At 46.6% G+C, this 15,683-nt stretch carries 10 protein-coding genes; 8 read left to right on the top strand and 2 right to left on the bottom strand.

Features of this window, described 5'->3' with window-relative positions; genetic code table 11:
* The first annotated feature begins 212 nt into the window (after positions 1-212).
* The 3 genes from recC to recD all read left to right on the top strand — a co-directional run bounded on the left by recC (position 213) and on the right by recD (position 9,853).
* Complete coding sequence (gene recC, locus R7035_RS09815; RefSeq protein WP_262651765.1) at positions 213-3,704, top strand: exodeoxyribonuclease V subunit gamma; 3,492 nt, start codon at positions 213-215, stop codon at positions 3,702-3,704.
* Between the two features lie 327 nt (positions 3,705-4,031).
* Positions 4,032-7,706 (top strand): exodeoxyribonuclease V subunit beta, encoded by a 3,675-nt coding sequence (gene recB, locus R7035_RS09810; RefSeq protein WP_262651788.1) that lies wholly within the window; start codon positions 4,032-4,034, stop codon positions 7,704-7,706.
* The gene (recD, locus tag R7035_RS09805) at positions 7,706-9,853 is read left to right on the top strand and encodes an exodeoxyribonuclease V subunit alpha (RefSeq protein WP_262651767.1); all 2,148 of its coding nucleotides are present in this window, start codon (positions 7,706-7,708) and stop codon (positions 9,851-9,853) included. Before recB ends, recD begins: the two co-directional genes overlap by 1 nt.
* 34 nt (positions 9,854-9,887) lie before the next feature.
* Here the strand turns inward: recD and R7035_RS09800 are convergent, their stop codons facing one another.
* Positions 9,888-10,076 (bottom strand): hypothetical protein, encoded by a 189-nt coding sequence (locus R7035_RS09800; protein WP_005380230.1) that lies wholly within the window; start codon positions 10,074-10,076, stop codon positions 9,888-9,890.
* 416 nt (positions 10,077-10,492) lie between these two features.
* The gene (gene argA / locus R7035_RS09795; protein WP_012841478.1) at positions 10,493-11,830 is read right to left on the bottom strand and encodes an amino-acid N-acetyltransferase; all 1,338 of its coding nucleotides are present in this window, start codon (positions 11,828-11,830) and stop codon (positions 10,493-10,495) included.
* 162 nt (positions 11,831-11,992) lie between these two features.
* On the opposite strand from argA, the gene R7035_RS09790 reads away from it, so the two are divergent.
* From R7035_RS09790 to R7035_RS09770, 5 genes are all read left to right on the top strand, one after another.
* Positions 11,993-12,448 carry a DUF2850 domain-containing protein gene (locus R7035_RS09790; RefSeq protein WP_005380234.1) on the top strand — a complete coding sequence of 152 codons (456 nt, stop codon included), beginning with the start codon at positions 11,993-11,995 and terminating at the stop codon, positions 12,446-12,448.
* 273 nt (positions 12,449-12,721) lie between these two features.
* Positions 12,722-13,825, top strand: a complete 1,104-nt coding sequence (gene mltA / locus R7035_RS09785; RefSeq protein ID WP_005391723.1) for a murein transglycosylase A — start codon at positions 12,722-12,724, stop codon at positions 13,823-13,825.
* A gap of 99 nt (positions 13,826-13,924) precedes the next feature.
* Complete coding sequence (gene tcdA / locus R7035_RS09780) at positions 13,925-14,734, top strand: tRNA cyclic N6-threonylcarbamoyladenosine(37) synthase TcdA (RefSeq protein WP_005391724.1); 810 nt, start codon at positions 13,925-13,927, stop codon at positions 14,732-14,734.
* 19 nt (positions 14,735-14,753) lie between these two features.
* Complete coding sequence (csdE, locus tag R7035_RS09775) at positions 14,754-15,182, top strand: cysteine desulfurase sulfur acceptor subunit CsdE (protein ID WP_318146113.1); 429 nt, start codon at positions 14,754-14,756, stop codon at positions 15,180-15,182.
* A 310-nt stretch (positions 15,183-15,492) separates the two neighbouring features.
* The gene (locus R7035_RS09770; RefSeq protein WP_318146112.1) at positions 15,493-15,648 is read left to right on the top strand and encodes a hypothetical protein; all 156 of its coding nucleotides are present in this window, start codon (positions 15,493-15,495) and stop codon (positions 15,646-15,648) included.
* Positions 15,649-15,683: the final 35 nt, after the last annotated feature.

The following is a 15,683-nucleotide window of genomic DNA, read 5'->3' as shown; positions in this document are numbered from 1 at the left end:
AAACAGTGTTTTTTATTATGGAATAGTTGCGACGAATGTCACATTTTGTATGGAAGTGTCAGACTTGATTGACATGTGAAAATTCAGAAGATTCATACTCTATTTGAGTGATATATAACCTTTTGTTTTTTCCGAACGCGAGATCACTGCGGGTTTAAATGGGGCTGTGCTAAGCTAGCTAACAGTTTCAATCGGCGCTCGGTATTCCCAATTTGTTTACTGTTTATCACTCCAACCAAGTTGACGTTCTTAAATCACTCCTTGTCGAACTGATTCGAATCAGTCCGCTGGAAAACCCGTTCGAAAAAGAACAAATTCTGGTTCAAAGTCCGGGCATGTCCCAGTGGCTAAAAATGGAATTGGCCAAAGAGTTTGGTGTTGCCGCGAACATTGATTTTCCGCTTCCTGCTACCTTCATTTGGGAAATGTTTACGCAGGTGTTGCCAGACGTGCCAAAACGCAGTGCGTTTAACAAAGAAGCGATGACTTGGAAGTTGATGCATCTGCTGCCGGGGCTTCTCAACCAAGACGTGTTTTCGCCGTTAGCGCAGTACCTCAAAGATGACAGTGATCACTCTAAGCTGTATCAACTGGCTGAGAAAATTGCCGATATTTTCGATGGTTACTTGGTGTATCGTCCGGAGTGGATCGCAAGTTGGGAAGCAGGGCAGAGTGTGCCAGAGCTGGAAGATGAGCATCCGTGGCAGCCGATCTTATGGCAAGCGTTGTATGATCACACTGCGTCATTAGGACAGTCTCCATATCACCGTGCCAACCTTTATGAGCACTTTATCGACACGTTAGAGAGTTTTAACGGCAATTTTGACCATTTACCCAAGCGTTTGTTTGTTTTTGGCATTTCTTCGTTGCCGCCTCGCTATATGGATGCGCTAAAAGCAATTGGTGAACACATCGACGTGCATCTGATGTTCACCAACCCGTGTCGTTATTACTGGGGTGAAGTTCGAGATCGCAAATATCTGGCTCGTTTGGCGGCGAAACATCGTCAGCACGTTGTGTGGCAGGACGATCACTCGGAAGTGCAAGGTGAAACTGAGCAACTGAAAGGATCACTGGAAGATAATGTGATCGATGAGCTGCACACCGATGTGGTCGGAAACAGTCTGTTGGCATCCATGGGTAAACTCGGGCGCGACAATATGTATCTGTTGTCTCAGCTGGAATCTCATGAAATCGAAGCCTTTGTTGATGTTGAGCGCGACAGTCTGCTCCATCAATTGCAAGCGGATATTCTCAATCTTGAAGAACATCAAGATGATCAACAGATTGAAAACAGTCATCACAAACAAGTGGTTAGCTTGGGTGATAAATCACTGAGCCTACACGCTTGTCACAGCCCGATGCGCGAAGTTGAAGTGCTGCATGATCAACTGTTGGCGATGTTCGATGCTGACCCAACGTTAAAACCGCGCGATATTATCGTGATGGTCGCGGACATCAACGCTTACAGCCCTGCGATTCAGGCGGTCTTTGGTAACGCGCCGGGTGAGCGTTTTATTCCATATTCGATTTCTGACCGAACCGCCGATCAAGAGAGCCCAATTCTGGCTGCATTTATGCAGTTGGTGAACTTACCCAATACGCGCTGTTTGGCATCAGAACTACTCGAACTTCTGGAAACTCCAGCGATATTAAAGCGTTTTGAACTCAGCGAAGATGATTTCTTACAAGCCAAACAATGGGTTGAGGAATCGGGAATTCGCTGGGGGTTGGATGCCAATACCGGACGCGAATTTGAACTGCCGGAAACTCGTCAAAACACATGGCAATTTGGTATTCAACGAATGTTGCTTGGCTACGCGATGCCAGAATCCGCTGGTTTGTTTGAAACCGAGCAAGGCAGTTTGTCTCCGTACAACGAAGTGCAAGGCATGGGCGCAGAGCTGGCGGGCAAGTTGGCACACTTTATCCAACAAATTAGCACTTATCGAAGCAAACTTTCTCATGTTCAAACTATCGATGGTTGGCGAGAGACTTTGGTTTCACTGCTGGATGATTTCTTCTCTGTTGAGTTAGAAGGCGAAATGGCGCTCAAATCCATTCGCGATACGCTCAGCCAACTCAAAGAGCAATTAGCTGATGCCGCATTTGATGATGCGTTATCGCCGTCGATCATCAGCCAATACCTTCAAAACAAATTATCTGGCACACGAGTCAGCCAGCGCTTCCTTGCTGGTCAAGTGAACTTTTGTACTCTGATGCCGATGCGCTCTATTCCGTTTAGAACCGTTTGTCTACTGGGGATGAATGACGGCGTGTACCCGCGTTCCATGCCGCCAGAAGGCTTTGACTTGATGACGGGAAGAACCAAGCCGGGCGACCGTTCGCGCCGAGATGATGACCGTTACCTATTCCTCGAAGCGATGTTGTCTGCACAGCAAACGCTCTACATCAGTTATGTTGGCCGTTCAATCCAAGACAACACCGAGCGAGTGCCTTCGGTTCTGGTTTCTGAGCTGATGGAATACTGCCACCAAAACTATTGTTTAAGTGGTGATGAAGCGTTGCCCGTTGATGAGTCTGGCGACAACTTATTAAATGCGTTGGTGAATACCCACGCCATGGTGCCGTTTAGCCCAAGTGCGTTCCAAGGCATGCACGCCAGCTACGCGAAAGAGTGGATTCCAGCGGCATTAACTCAAAGTAGTCAATCGCAAGGCTATGTTCGTCGTGATTTTAATCGGGCATTAGACGACTATCTGTTAGGAGCGACGTTCCCACTTGAGCTCGACTTAGTCGAGTTGCAACGTTTCTGGCGCTTACCTGTGCAGTATTTTTTCAATCGTCGCTTAAAAGTAATCTTTGAGCCGCCACTGCCGGTGATGGAAGACGACGAACCCTTTGTTTTAGGTGGTTTGGAAAGTTATCAAATGCGTGATGAGCTGTTAGAAACCTTGCTTGAAACGACATTGATGCAGCCAGAGAAAAAAACAGAGGTGCTTAAACACTTTATGAGTCAACAGCGCGCGCAAGGCAAACTGCCGGTGGGGGCGTTTGGTGATATCGAGTTTGAAACCAACCGAGTTCAGGCGGAAGAGCTGGTGGATAAACTGGCGTTTTTATCTGGTGCGCCTCAAGACGATTTGGAAATCGACCTGACGTTTGACTCTTTGTTTGAGCGAAATGAAGGCGAAGAGAAAAACGTTCGCCTGACTGGTTGGCTGACTCAATGCTACCAATCCGGTTTGATTCGCTACCGAAGCGGTAAGATTCGAGCGCAAGATTACCTTGCAGCGTGGATCGATCACCTTGCCATGTCGGCGTCGGGTCATGCTAAGAAAACCCACATCATTGGTTACGATCGTAAAGAAGGCGCACTGCATTTGATCTACCCAGAAATTGCCGATGCGCAGTATGCCAAACAGCTACTGACTGAATTAGTTCGCTTATTTTTCGAAGGCATGACTAAGCCTTTGCCTTATTTCCCGAAAACGGCGTTGGCTTGTGTTGAAGCGGGCTTTAGCCGCGGTCAGTGGGTCGATGACGAAGAGAAATCTTTGAAGAAAATGGCTGACGCATTCAATGATGGCTTCATGAGCCCGGGCGAAGGCAGTAATGCGTACATCTCTCGAATTTGGCCTGCTTGGAATGATGAGTTGGCCTCAGAAGTTCGTTTGCTGACAGCATTAGTACTGCAAGGTGCGCGCTTAGCGGTTCAAGACGCTGATGACGTAAAAGCGTAATAAAGACAGTTGGATAAAGAGAAGGAAGAGTAGGGTGGCCGCCAGAAAATCATTATTTTTTGTAGGGCGTTCGCTGTACGGCCACAAGGTCAGAGGGACCATGATACTTTTGTTTAATTCATTTGAGTTGTGTCGCCAAAAAGGTTTGGCTTATCTCGTGGGGCGCATACTAACGGTACGTCTTATGGATAACCGTGAGAAAGATCTCACAAAGCTCTAAATTATCCAACTTGTTAAACATATTAATAGAATTTTTAACTATAGATCACATTTATTAGGTGATACGTCCTAGTAAATAATCCGGAGAGATTCAGCGTTATGGATCAAATGTCAGGTGCAGAGTGCCCTCTACATACGTTAGACCGCACAGAGCAGCCTCAACCAACGCCACTAGAACCGATGACGTTTCCTCTGCACGGTGCGAGGTTAATCGAGGCATCAGCAGGTACAGGTAAAACCTTCACTATTGCAGGTTTATATCTGCGTCTTTTGCTTGGTCATGGCAGCGCGGAAACTCGACATCGCGTACCGCTTACGGTCGACCAAATTCTGGTTGTAACCTTTACCGAAGCGGCAACTGCGGAATTACGCGATCGTATCAGGGCAAGGATCCATGACGCGCGAATCGCGTTTGCGCGTGGACAGAGTTCCGATCCGGTGATCCAACCTTTGCTTAATGAGTTTGACGATCACAAGCAAGCCGCAGAAATTTTATTGCAGGCAGAGCGTCAGATGGACGAGGCGGCGGTCTACACGATTCACGGTTTTTGCCAACGTATGCTAACGCAAAATGCGTTTGAATCTGGCAGCCGATTTAATAACGAGTTTGTGACCGATGAAAGTCACCTAAAAGCGCAAGTTGTAGCCGATTACTGGCGCCGCAATTTCTACCCGTTGCCATTTACCTTGGCTGGGGAAATTCGCCAGCTATGGGGCTCTCCATCTGCGTTGTTGTCTGACATCAGCAATTACTTAACCGGTGCGCCGTTAAGCCTTTCTGTTCCTGCAATGAAAGGCAGTTTGGCTGATCTTCATACTGAAAATCTGAAAAAAATTGATGAATTAAAAGCACAGTGGCGAGAAAGCCAAGATGACTTCTTCACGCTGATTTCAGATTCAGATATTAACAAACGTAGCTATACCAAAAAGTCTCTGCCGACGTGGTTGGAGGTGGTAAACGCTTGGGCGGCAACGGAAACTACAGGTTACGATTATCCAGACAAGCTGGAGAAATTCGCGCAAAACGTCTTGTTGGAAAAAACACCGAAAGGCAGTGCGCCGCAGCATGCGGTATTTGAAGCCATTGAAACATTTCTTGCCAACCCAATCAGCTTAAAAGCGCCACTGCTTGCTCATGCGATTGAGCATTGTCGTGTGATGCTGGCCAACGCGAAAAATCAAAAACAGTGGCTCTCTTTCGATGATTTGCTGACACAACTTTCTGCTTCTATCGATACGGACGAAAGCGAGCTTTTAGCGGCGCGTATTCGTACTTTGTATCCTGTCGCTATGATTGACGAGTTCCAAGATACCGACCCGCTTCAATACAGTATTTTCAGCCGTATTTATCTGAACAACCCGGAATGTGGTTTGTTTATGATCGGTGACCCCAAGCAGGCGATTTATGGCTTTCGTGGCGCAGACATTTTCACTTACATCAAAGCGCGTAACCAAGTAAGTGCCCACTACACGTTAGGAACCAACTGGCGTTCTAGCGCAGATATGGTGCAGGCGGTAAACCAAGTATTTGCTTTGCCAGACAGTCCATTTATCTATGATTCGGATATTCCGTTCTTACCCGTTAAGTACAGTCCCAATGCCGAAAAACGCATTTGGACTATGGGTGGCCAAAAGCAACCAGCGCTGACTTATTGGTTGCAAGAAGCGGACGATAAACCGCTACCAAAAGGCGAGTATTTGACTCGAATGGCAGAGGCGACCGCAAGCCAAATCCAAACCATTTTGACGCAGGCTCAACAGGGGCAAGCGTGTCTGGTGAATGGCGAAAAACAGAAAGCGGTTCAAGCGGGCGATATCGCGGTATTGGTTCGAACAGGTAGCGAAGGTCGAATGATCAAACAAGCGCTGGCTGAACAAGGCATTGCCAGCGTGTACCTGTCTAACCGAGACAGTGTGTTTACCAGTTCAGTGGCGCAGGATTTACAGCGTTTGCTGCAAGCGGTGCTGACGCCAGAAAATGACCGTGCGCTGCGTGCAAGTCTTGCTTCTGAGCTGTTTGCCCTCGACGCAGCAAGTTTGGATGCACTTAATAACGATGAAATTGTGTGGGAAAACGCCGTAAACGAATTCAAAGAATATCGCAAACTTTGGGTTCAACGTGGTGTGCTGCCGATGTTGCGCGCGGTGATCAGCAAACGCCATATTGCCGAGCGATTACTAGAAGAAGGCGCGAGTTCACAGGGTGAGAATGGTGAGCGAGTACTTACCGATTTAATGCACATCGGTGAACTGCTTCAACAAGCCAGTAATGAACTGGATAGCGACCACGGTCTGCTGCGTTGGCTCGCTCAGTCTATCAGTGATGCGGAAAACGGTTTGGGTGGCAGTGATGACCAAATCCAACGTTTAGAATCGGAACGTAACTTAGTGCAGATCGTAACTATTCACAAATCAAAAGGCTTGGAGTATGACCTCGTATTTCTGCCGTTTGTGTTCAGCTATCGAGAAGCCAGTGAAGCCAAATATTACGATGCAGCCAATGACCGCACGGTACTGGATATCACTGGCAACGATGCGTCCATGAAGCAAGCGGATAAAGAGCGTTTGGCGGAAGACTTACGCTTGATATACGTAGCACTAACGCGAGCTGTGTATGCGTGTTTTATTGGAGCCTCACCTTTGCGCAATGGCCGTTCGACCAAAGAGCCAACTGGCGTACACCGCAGTGCGATTGGCTATTTGATTCAGAATGGTCAAGAAGGTGGCATTTACGATTTGCACCAAGGTTTAACAAAGCAACAAGACGAGCTTGATTGTGTCGTTGTGGCCGATCCGCCGCAGCAACTCGAAGAGAAGTACGTAGCGCCACAAGAAGAAATACACGATCTTAGCGCGAAAGAACTGCAAAACCCTATCGACAGAAACTGGCGCATCACCAGTTACTCTGGCTTGGTCAAGCAAGGCTCTCATCACGCCGAGCATGATGCCACGATTGAGATTACAGGTTTCGATATCGACTCATCTGAAGAACAAGACGAAGCGGATTTGGTGGAGCCAGAGCGTTCGATTTTTACCTTCCCTCGTGGTGCGCGTCCGGGTACGTTCCTGCACAGCCTGTTTGAGGAAATTGAATTTACTCAGCCAGCCACGACGGAAGAGAATACACAAATCATCCTTGGCTTGATGGAAAGCGAACAGCTCGATGAAGAGTGGTTGCCCATTTTACAGCAATTGATTGATACCGTACTCGCAACGCCGTTGGATGGTAAGTCTTTGCTGCTGAATCAAAAAGCACCGTCACAACGTTTGGTGGAGATGGAATTTTTGCTGCCGATTGAAGTGTTGTCTGCACCGGCGTTAAACCGAGTCATTCAACGTCACGATCCGTTGTCGGCGAAAGCGGGTGATTTAGGTTTCCAAACCGTGCAAGGCATGCTCAAAGGTTTTATCGACTTGGTGTTTGAACATCAAGGTAAATACTACGTGCTTGACTGGAAATCGAATCATCTTGGCGACGATGTGACGCACTACCATGGTGAGGCTCTGAAATCGGCCATGGCAGATCACCGCTACGATTTGCAGTACCAGATTTATACGTTAGCACTGCATCGTTTCCTACGCAGCCGATTGGCGAATTATCAATATGAGCAGCACTTCGGTGGTGTGTATTACTTGTTCTTGCGCGGTATGGATGGGCAGAGTGACCACGGCATTTTTGCCGCGAAACCAACCTTAGACTTCTTACAAGAGATGGATCGTTTGATTGATGGTCAAGCACTTGAAACGCGCTCAACTCAAGCCGGGCAGATGGAGCTACTTTAATGACGACAAATCGCAATCTTCATTCTGGCCAAGATAGTCTATTGGTAGTGCTGGAACGCTTGGCGCACAAAGGTGCTATTCGTCAGCTCGACTACCAATTCGCCTGCTTTATTGATTCTCAAGCGCATGATGAATCGTCGGACAGCCAAGCATTGGCGTTTATCGCTGGTGTTGTCAGTAGTGAGCTCGGCAAAGGACATATCTGTCTGTCTCTGTTCGATGCACAAGGGCAATCTGCGGATTTAGCCAGTAAGTTAGGGCTGTTTGGTGAGTCGGCATTGGCGCTCAACACACAGTTGCAAGGCATAGACTGGATTCAAGTATTACAAAATTCCAGCGTGGTCGGCGCGCAAGGAGAAGCCTTGCCTTTAATGTTCGATGGTGAGCGTCTGTATCTGCATCGCTATTGGCATTATGAAGTGACACTGGCGGAAAAGCTCAACCAGTTGGGCGCCGCAGTTAACTTGCAACCACAAGAGTTTGCGCGATTATCCGAGTTGCTCAACTATTTGTTTGCACGCCAATACCATTTTCTGTTTAACGCGTTAGGCAAAGCAGTAGAAGCGGGAAGCAGCAACCAAGTGTTGCGTCAACAATTGGTGTGTGACCACCTTGATGTGGTCGCAAGCGAATCGTTGGATTGGCACGCGATTGATTCCGTGCTTAGCAATGCGCGCAAGGTTCAAGATTTGCAAACACTGGATGAACTCGTGCCACTCTCAGCTTGTGTGAACTGGCAAAAAGTCGCGGCGGCGGTTGCGTTAACTCGTCGATTTGCTGTGATTTCTGGTGGCCCTGGTACGGGTAAAACGACGACAGTAACCAAATTGCTTGCTGCTTTGATTGAACAGGCGACGCAAGAGAAAAATCTAACCATTAAGCTGGTGGCCCCGACGGGGAAAGCGGCGGCGCGATTAACCGAGTCCATTGGTAAAGCGGTGCAAGAACTGCCAGTTTCTCCGGAGCTAAAAGCCAAAATTCCGACTGAATCGAGCACTTTACATCGGTTGCTGGGCGCGATTCCTAATAGTGCAGAATTTCGTCACAACAAGCAAAATCCACTGCATTTGGATATTTTAGTTATCGACGAAGCGTCGATGGTCGATTTACCAATGATGTACAAAGTGGTCGATGCCTTACCGAAACATGCGCGGCTGATTTTGTTAGGTGATAAAGACCAACTTGCCTCAGTTGAAGCTGGGGCAGTGTTGGGTGATATCTGTTCGTTCCATGCATTGGGTTATGGCAAAGAGCAGGCGTCAGCCATCGCAAAACTGACGGGTTTCGATACTTTAGCGCATACGGGTAACAGTGCATCTAGCATTGCTGATAGTTTATGTATGCTGCAAAAGAGCTACCGATTTGACGCTCGCTCAGGCATTGGTCAGTTGGCAAAAGCGGTTAATTCCGGTTCTGCTGCGAGCGTAGATAACGTCTGGGCGCGTGACTTTTCCGATATCGAACATTTCGCGCTAAGTAGTCAACATTACAACCAAATGATGCAGACGTTGGTGCAGGAATACGGTCGTTACCTCAAACGCATTGGACAACAGGAAACTGATCCTAAAACCGGAGAGCCAGAGTCGCTAACGCACAAAGCCAAAGCGGTGTTAGATACCTTCAACCAATGCCGATTGCTGTGCGCGATCCGTGAAGGTGACTTCGGTGTGGCTGGGCTAAACCAGCGCATCGAGAAAGCGCTCGCGGCGCGCAAGTTCATTCAAGTTCAGGATGAAATTTGGTATCACGGCAGACCTGTCATGGTTACGCGTAATGATCACGGTTTAGGTTTGTATAACGGTGATATTGGTATTTGTATGCGAGATGACAGTGAAGAAGAACCGCGTTTGAAAGTCTTTTTCGAGTTACCTGACGGCAGTGTGAAATCGGTCTTACCGAGCCGAGTACCTGAACATGAAACGGCTTACGCTATGACCATCCATAAATCGCAAGGCAGTGAATTTGATTACACCCTGATGATTTTGCCACCAGACTTTAGCCCGATATTAACCCGTGAGTTGATTTACACAGGCATTACCCGCGCGAAAAAGCGTTTAGCTCTTTACGCCGAACTCAATGTTCTGAAGCGAGGCATTAAGGTGAAAACCACTCGCGCGAGTGGGTTAGTAAAGCGGCTTACCAACTAAAACAAGAAGACCGAGCTTATGGCTCGGTCTTCTTTTATGCATGTTTTGCAAACGCATTGGTAAAAGACACGCTGCGTATTTTGTATTGCTGTTGATAAGCAAGAATAAAATCTCGGATAGCGTCATTTACGGGGAAAACACAGTGGACGTCTAGGCCTTCTAAAAACTGATTGTCAGCCATATCCCAGAAGCTTTGAAGCGAATTACAAATGATTGTTCTCATAACAGTGCTCGTCTCGGCTTATTTAAAGTCAGATTAACAACTGTCCTTGGTGTGCAATACGGAGCTAACTAGTTTTTCAATTGCCCAGTATTTTAGGGTGAAGGCTAATTACATCACCTAGATCCATTCGTATTGGTTAAAAACCAATCACTAGCGAGCAGAGTATAGCCAACCAAATGTATATTTAAAAGATAAAATTGGAACAAAAATCAAGCAATGGTTTGCGCATTTCTAAGTTGAGTTTACATGATGACCCGCTAGTCCGGAGTAGGGTTTATGTGTGGCCTTACTCCTCAACAAACTCGTTCCTAAACAAGCTCGATGTGCAGGGTTGAGCGTTAATGAACTAAATCCTGCCCTTTGAGGTTAGTTGGTATAGTGGAACGTTAAGTTTCGCTCCCTGATTTAAGGTTAAGCTATAAATCTAACGCTAAGATTTTGGACTTACGCTGGAAGTTATATAACCCTTGTTTGGCTCCAGGCAAATAGTCGACACTGACTTCGTAAAAACCTTGCTCTCTGAACCAATGCAAACTGTGTGTCGTGAGGACAAAAATCTGATCAATGGTTTCGGATTTAGAACGATGTTTCATGTAGTTGAGCAGTAACAAACCTCGGTTTCCATCACGATAGTCAGGGTGAATCGCTACGCAAGCCATCTCAGCTTTGCGCTCTTCTGGGTATGGATAAAGGGCAGCACAGCCAATAATCAAGCCGTCTTTTTCGATGATGGTAAATTTTCCAATCTCTTGCTCTAGCTGCTCTCGAGAGCGCCTAACGAGTACACCTTGTTCTTCTAAAGGGCGAATGAGGTCTAAGATACCGCCAATATCGTCAATATTAGCTTGCCTCACTTGTTCAGCACTCGCCATAACAACTTGGGTACCGATACCGTCGAAAGAGAACAACTCCTGAATTAAGGCGCCATCTACTTTATAACTGATCAAGTGGCTACGAGGTACTCCGGCACGGCAAGCGGCAATAGAGCCTTTAAGAAAGCGCAGTGTCCCAGTGTTGTAATCTAGGTCAGGAGACGTATTTTCAGAGAGTGTTTTGATGACATGCTCCGCTTCAATTGGCAGTAACTCGGCGACAGCATTGCCGTTGTCATCAATGACACCTTGTTCGGAGCAAAAACCAATCAGCTTATCCGCACCCAGCTTTATCGCCAGTTGTGTCGCGACTTCTTCAGAAAGTAAGTTAAAACACTCGCCAGTCACAGAGCTCGCAATGGGGCCAAGTAGCACAATAGAGCCTTGGTCGAGCGTGCGATTAATCGCGTCGGTGTCAATGCGGCGAATACGTCCACTATGGCAATAGTCCACACCATCATCAACGCCGAGTGGTTGGGCAATGATGTAGTTTCCGCTAACGACATTGAGCTGGGTGCCTGCCATCGGAGTGTTGTTGAGGCTCATTGATAGGCGCGCAGTAATCGCAAGTTGAAGTTGTCCGGCAGCTTGCATAACAACAGATAAAGCCGATTCATCCGTAATGCGGATATTTTTGTGGTAAGGCGTAGTGAGGTCTTGTTTTTCTAGCAGCTGATTAATTTGAGGACGTGCACCATACACCACCACGACTTTGATTCCGAGGCTGTGCATGAGTGCGATATCATTAATAATATTGCCAAAATTTTTGTGTGCGACGGCTTCTCCGCCCAGCATGATCACCATGGTTTTTCCGCGGTGAGCATTGACATAAGGTGTTGATTGACGGAATCCTTTTACGAGAGCAGTACTACGAATTTTCACTACAGCCATTCCTTTGTTTAATTATGTTAAAATAATGCCTTTTTATTCACTTGTTGGCAAGGTGAAATTTTGGAATAAAGCACAAACATATTGAGGTAGGTTCTTGGTCCCGTTAAAAGGGAAGGTTACAATGGGTGCGTCTTTCCTCAATACGTGAACCTCATGTCTTCTGCTGTTAATAAGAATGCTGCGATCACTGCTTCAAATTTGTCAAAAACGTCATCTAAATCAATGCTTCGTAAGTGGCTAGAGCGTTCTCTCATGCTTATAGCGATAGTTGGAACCGTTGTCGTGTGCATGCTGTATAGTGATTTGATTACTCGAACCATTAATCCGCCCATTCCCAAATCGACAATTTATGGTCGCTGGGTTGAGCAAGATGTTGCGCCTTATGCTCGTGAAGAATTTGTGTTGAGTGAGCGCGGTGTTACCGTAAATGGTTCTACAGTGGCGACCAGTTTTGAATTCGATGGGGATTCGTTTTCGTATCGAGTGGGTTCAAATGAGCGGCACTTCAATTTTGTGGGTAAGCAGCATGCAGAAATGAAGCTGGATGCCAATGCACATTATCTACCTGTATTCCGTTTAGAGGGGCGTGCAAGGATTGCGGTAAGATAGTCGTTTTTATTATTGTCTCTTAAGCTGACAGCTTTTTCGTCTGTGAGTCACATGGATGATCACAATTTCATCTCTCAATCAGTAAATCTTACTTTCAAACATAATCCGGACAATTCCGTAATTCTTCCGCTGCTATCATGTTGTATTAACTGAATGAATTCACAACGAGTAAACGGATTGGCTTAGCGTTGAAACATTTTGTCGTTGCTTTTCAATTGCACCGTATGCATTTGTTTGCCATCCTTTTGCTATTCTCTTTTACGGAAAAGACACGTGTTAAAAAAACTCCTTCCTATTATCTCTTTGAGCCTACTCTTTGGCTGTGCTCAACAAAATGATCGTGCTCAGCAATATCTTGATGGTGAGTTTCCTCAGATCCTCAATCAAGTGGATGTGGTTGAGTCTAACAAACCACGCGATTTTACTGAATTTAACAAGCAAGCTGAGCAAGTGGTGATAAAGTCACCATCCATGGCGAAGATATACCAACCGCTATATCAACGATTAAGTGAGTGGGCGCAACAGAGCGGAGACACCAGTGCGTTGAGTGCGTTTGGCATTCAAGCCGCGCAATTGGGTGGTGGTGATAAAAAAGGTAATGTGCTGTTTACCGGATACTTTTCTCCCGTGATGGAGCTGCGTCATACACCAAACGACATTTTTAAGTACCCAGTTTATGGCAAGCCAAACTGCTCATCAGATTGTCCGACTCGCGCGGAGATCTACAACGGGGCATTAGATGGCCAAGGTTTGGTGCTAGGTTACGCGCCTAATCGTATCGACCCATTTATGATGGAAGTGCAGGGCAGTGGCTATGTGCATTTTGAAGATGATGATACGTTGGAGTACTTTGCGTACGCGGGTAAAAACAACAAAGCTTACGTCAGCATTGGCCGCATTTTGATTGAACGTGGTGAAGTGCCGCGTGAAAAAATGTCTCTCAAAGCGATTAAAGAGTGGGTAATGGACAACGACGACGCAACAGTACGCGAGTTGTTGGAGCAAAACCCTTCTTACGTCTTCTTTGCGCCAAAAGCGGAAGCGCCAGTAACGGGATCGGCTGGTATTCCTTTGTTACCAATGGCCGCGGTCGCGGGTGACCGTTCTATCTTACCAATGGGCACACCAATCTTGGCGGAAGTACCATTGCTGAATGCGGATGGTACGTGGAGCGGTGCTCATCAACTGCGAATGCTGATCGTTTTAGACACTGGTGGTGCGGTAAAACAGAACCATTTGGATCTGTATCATGGCATTGGTGCGAGAGCAGGAACGGAAGCAGGGCACTACAAGCATTTTGGTCGAGTTTGGAAACTTGGGCTGGAAAACTCACCAACTCAAGCGCCTTGGGCTTTGCCGCCAGAAAAGCTACAATAGCGACCCAAGAAAGAGGAACCGCCTCTTATCTAGACATTTCATCAAAGAGTGCGTATAAATCGCACTCTTTGTTTTTCTATCGATCATCTGGACTTCAATATGCGTGAACTCGATACCCCAGCATCTGACAGCTACAATCAACGCTTTGGCGGCACTCGTCGTCTTTATGGCAACAGTGAAGTGGACATTCTTCGCGCTGCACACGTTTGTGTTATTGGTATTGGTGGCGTGGGTTCATGGGCGGTCGAAGCGCTGGCCCGTACTGGGATCGGTGAGTTGACTCTGATTGATATGGATGATGTTTGTGTCACGAATATTAACCGCCAAATTCATGCGATGACGGGCACCGTTGGCCAAAGCAAAATTGAAGTGATGGCCGAGCGTGTCAAATTGATCAACCCAGAGTGTAAAGTCAATCTGATTGATGATTTCATCACGCCAGACAATCAACATGAGTACTTAAGCAAAGAGTTTGATTACGTGCTAGATGCGATTGACAGCGTAAAAGCGAAGGCGTCTTTGTTGGCGTATTGCCGCAGCAACAAGATCAAAGTGATCACCACGGGGGGCGCTGGTGGTCAGGTTGACCCAACGCAGATCATGGTCGCTGATTTAACGAAAACGATCCAAGATCCTCTTGCGAAGAAAATCAAAGACACCTTGCGTCGTCATCATAACTTCCCTAAGAATCCGGCTCGTAAGTTTGGTATTGATTGCGTGTTTTCAACCGAGCAGCTGAAGTATCCTCAAGCAGACGGTTCAGTGTGTGGTGTGAAGTCGACAGCGGAAGGCCCAAAACGTATGGATTGCGCTAGCGGTTTTGGTGCGGCGACTGTCGTAACTGCAACGTTTGGCTTTGTCGCGGTATCGCGAATCGTTGAGAAGTTGATTTCAAAATATAAGCAGTAAACTAGAAGAAGAGCGCATCATGACAGATTTTCCCGTTTCTCCATTTTGTACAGATATCACCAGCGAAGACATTGTAGCGACTATGCAGCAATTTAAAGGCTGGGAAGATCGTTACCGTCAGGTTATTCAGTGGGGTAAAAAGCTGCCACAAATGCCAGAAGAGCTGAAATCAGAACAAGTTACCGTTTCGGGTTGTGAAAGCTTGGTGTGGTTAGTGAGCAAAGAGCAAGATGGCGTTTGGCATTTTTGTGCGGACTCCGATGCGCGTATCGTCCGTGGATTGATTGCCTTGGTGATGGCGGCTTATGACGGAAAAACGGCCGATCAAATTCAAGCATTTGATATTGATGCTTATTTTGATCAGCTGGGGCTTGTCTCCCATTTAAGCCCGTCACGTGGTAATGGCTTGAAAGCTATTGTAGAGCAGATTAAGCAAACCGCCGTGTAACGAGTCATTTTCCCAATTCTTAAAAAAACGCTGAATAGCCTAGCTGTTTGGCGTTTTTTGTATCTGAGTTGAGATATTTTTTGCATATGGATAAAAAATATGCAAATGGTCGACTATTTTAGCGTTAATTAACCATTCTATTGATCCTGGTTCATTATATTGCCCACTTGGTTTTTATAAACTCAATTGTATTTAAAATTTGTCTATATTAGATAGTAGACATATGCCTCATTCGCTCCTGTTCCCCAATGCTGACACGCATTTGGAGGCGATTGGGATATTTAGGTACAAACGCTAGGAACCTCCCTATATGCAATTCACCTTGGAACATGCGCAAGACGTGTTATCCGGAATGCCAGACCCCACTTTTATTCTGAGTGAAGATGGTATCTATATTGATGTTTTTGGAGGAACAGATAAAAAAGGTTCATCGCGGCTTTCCGGGGAAAGCCGCTTTTATCTTTAAGAAGAAGTAATCAGTATCTCGATATCCATACCCCA

It is taken from the genome of Vibrio sp. 1731 (assembly GCF_033339955.1).
GTDB lineage: Bacteria > Pseudomonadota > Gammaproteobacteria > Enterobacterales > Vibrionaceae > Vibrio > Vibrio alginolyticus.
Note: the sequence above shows the minus strand (reverse complement) of the source record. Positions and strands in the feature narration are given on the sequence as shown.

What these genes read in the sequence shown, in the direction of transcription:
- R7035_RS09770 (WP_318146112.1), top strand. Translation starts at nt 15,493, where the DNA reads ATGCAATTCACCTTGGAACATGCGCAAGACGTGTTATCCGGAATGCCA.
- R7035_RS09790 (WP_005380234.1), top strand. Translation starts at nt 11,993, where the DNA reads ATGTCTTCTGCTGTTAATAAGAATGCTGCGATCACTGCTTCAAATTTG.
- recD (WP_262651767.1), top strand. Translation starts at nt 7,706, where the DNA reads ATGACGACAAATCGCAATCTTCATTCTGGCCAAGATAGTCTATTGGTA.
- tcdA (WP_005391724.1), top strand. Translation starts at nt 13,925, where the DNA reads ATGCGTGAACTCGATACCCCAGCATCTGACAGCTACAATCAACGCTTT.
- csdE (WP_318146113.1), top strand. Translation starts at nt 14,754, where the DNA reads ATGACAGATTTTCCCGTTTCTCCATTTTGTACAGATATCACCAGCGAA.
- R7035_RS09800 (WP_005380230.1), bottom strand. Translation starts at nt 10,076, where the DNA reads ATGAGAACAATCATTTGTAATTCGCTTCAAAGCTTCTGGGATATGGCT.
- recB (WP_262651788.1), top strand. Translation starts at nt 4,032, where the DNA reads ATGTCAGGTGCAGAGTGCCCTCTACATACGTTAGACCGCACAGAGCAG.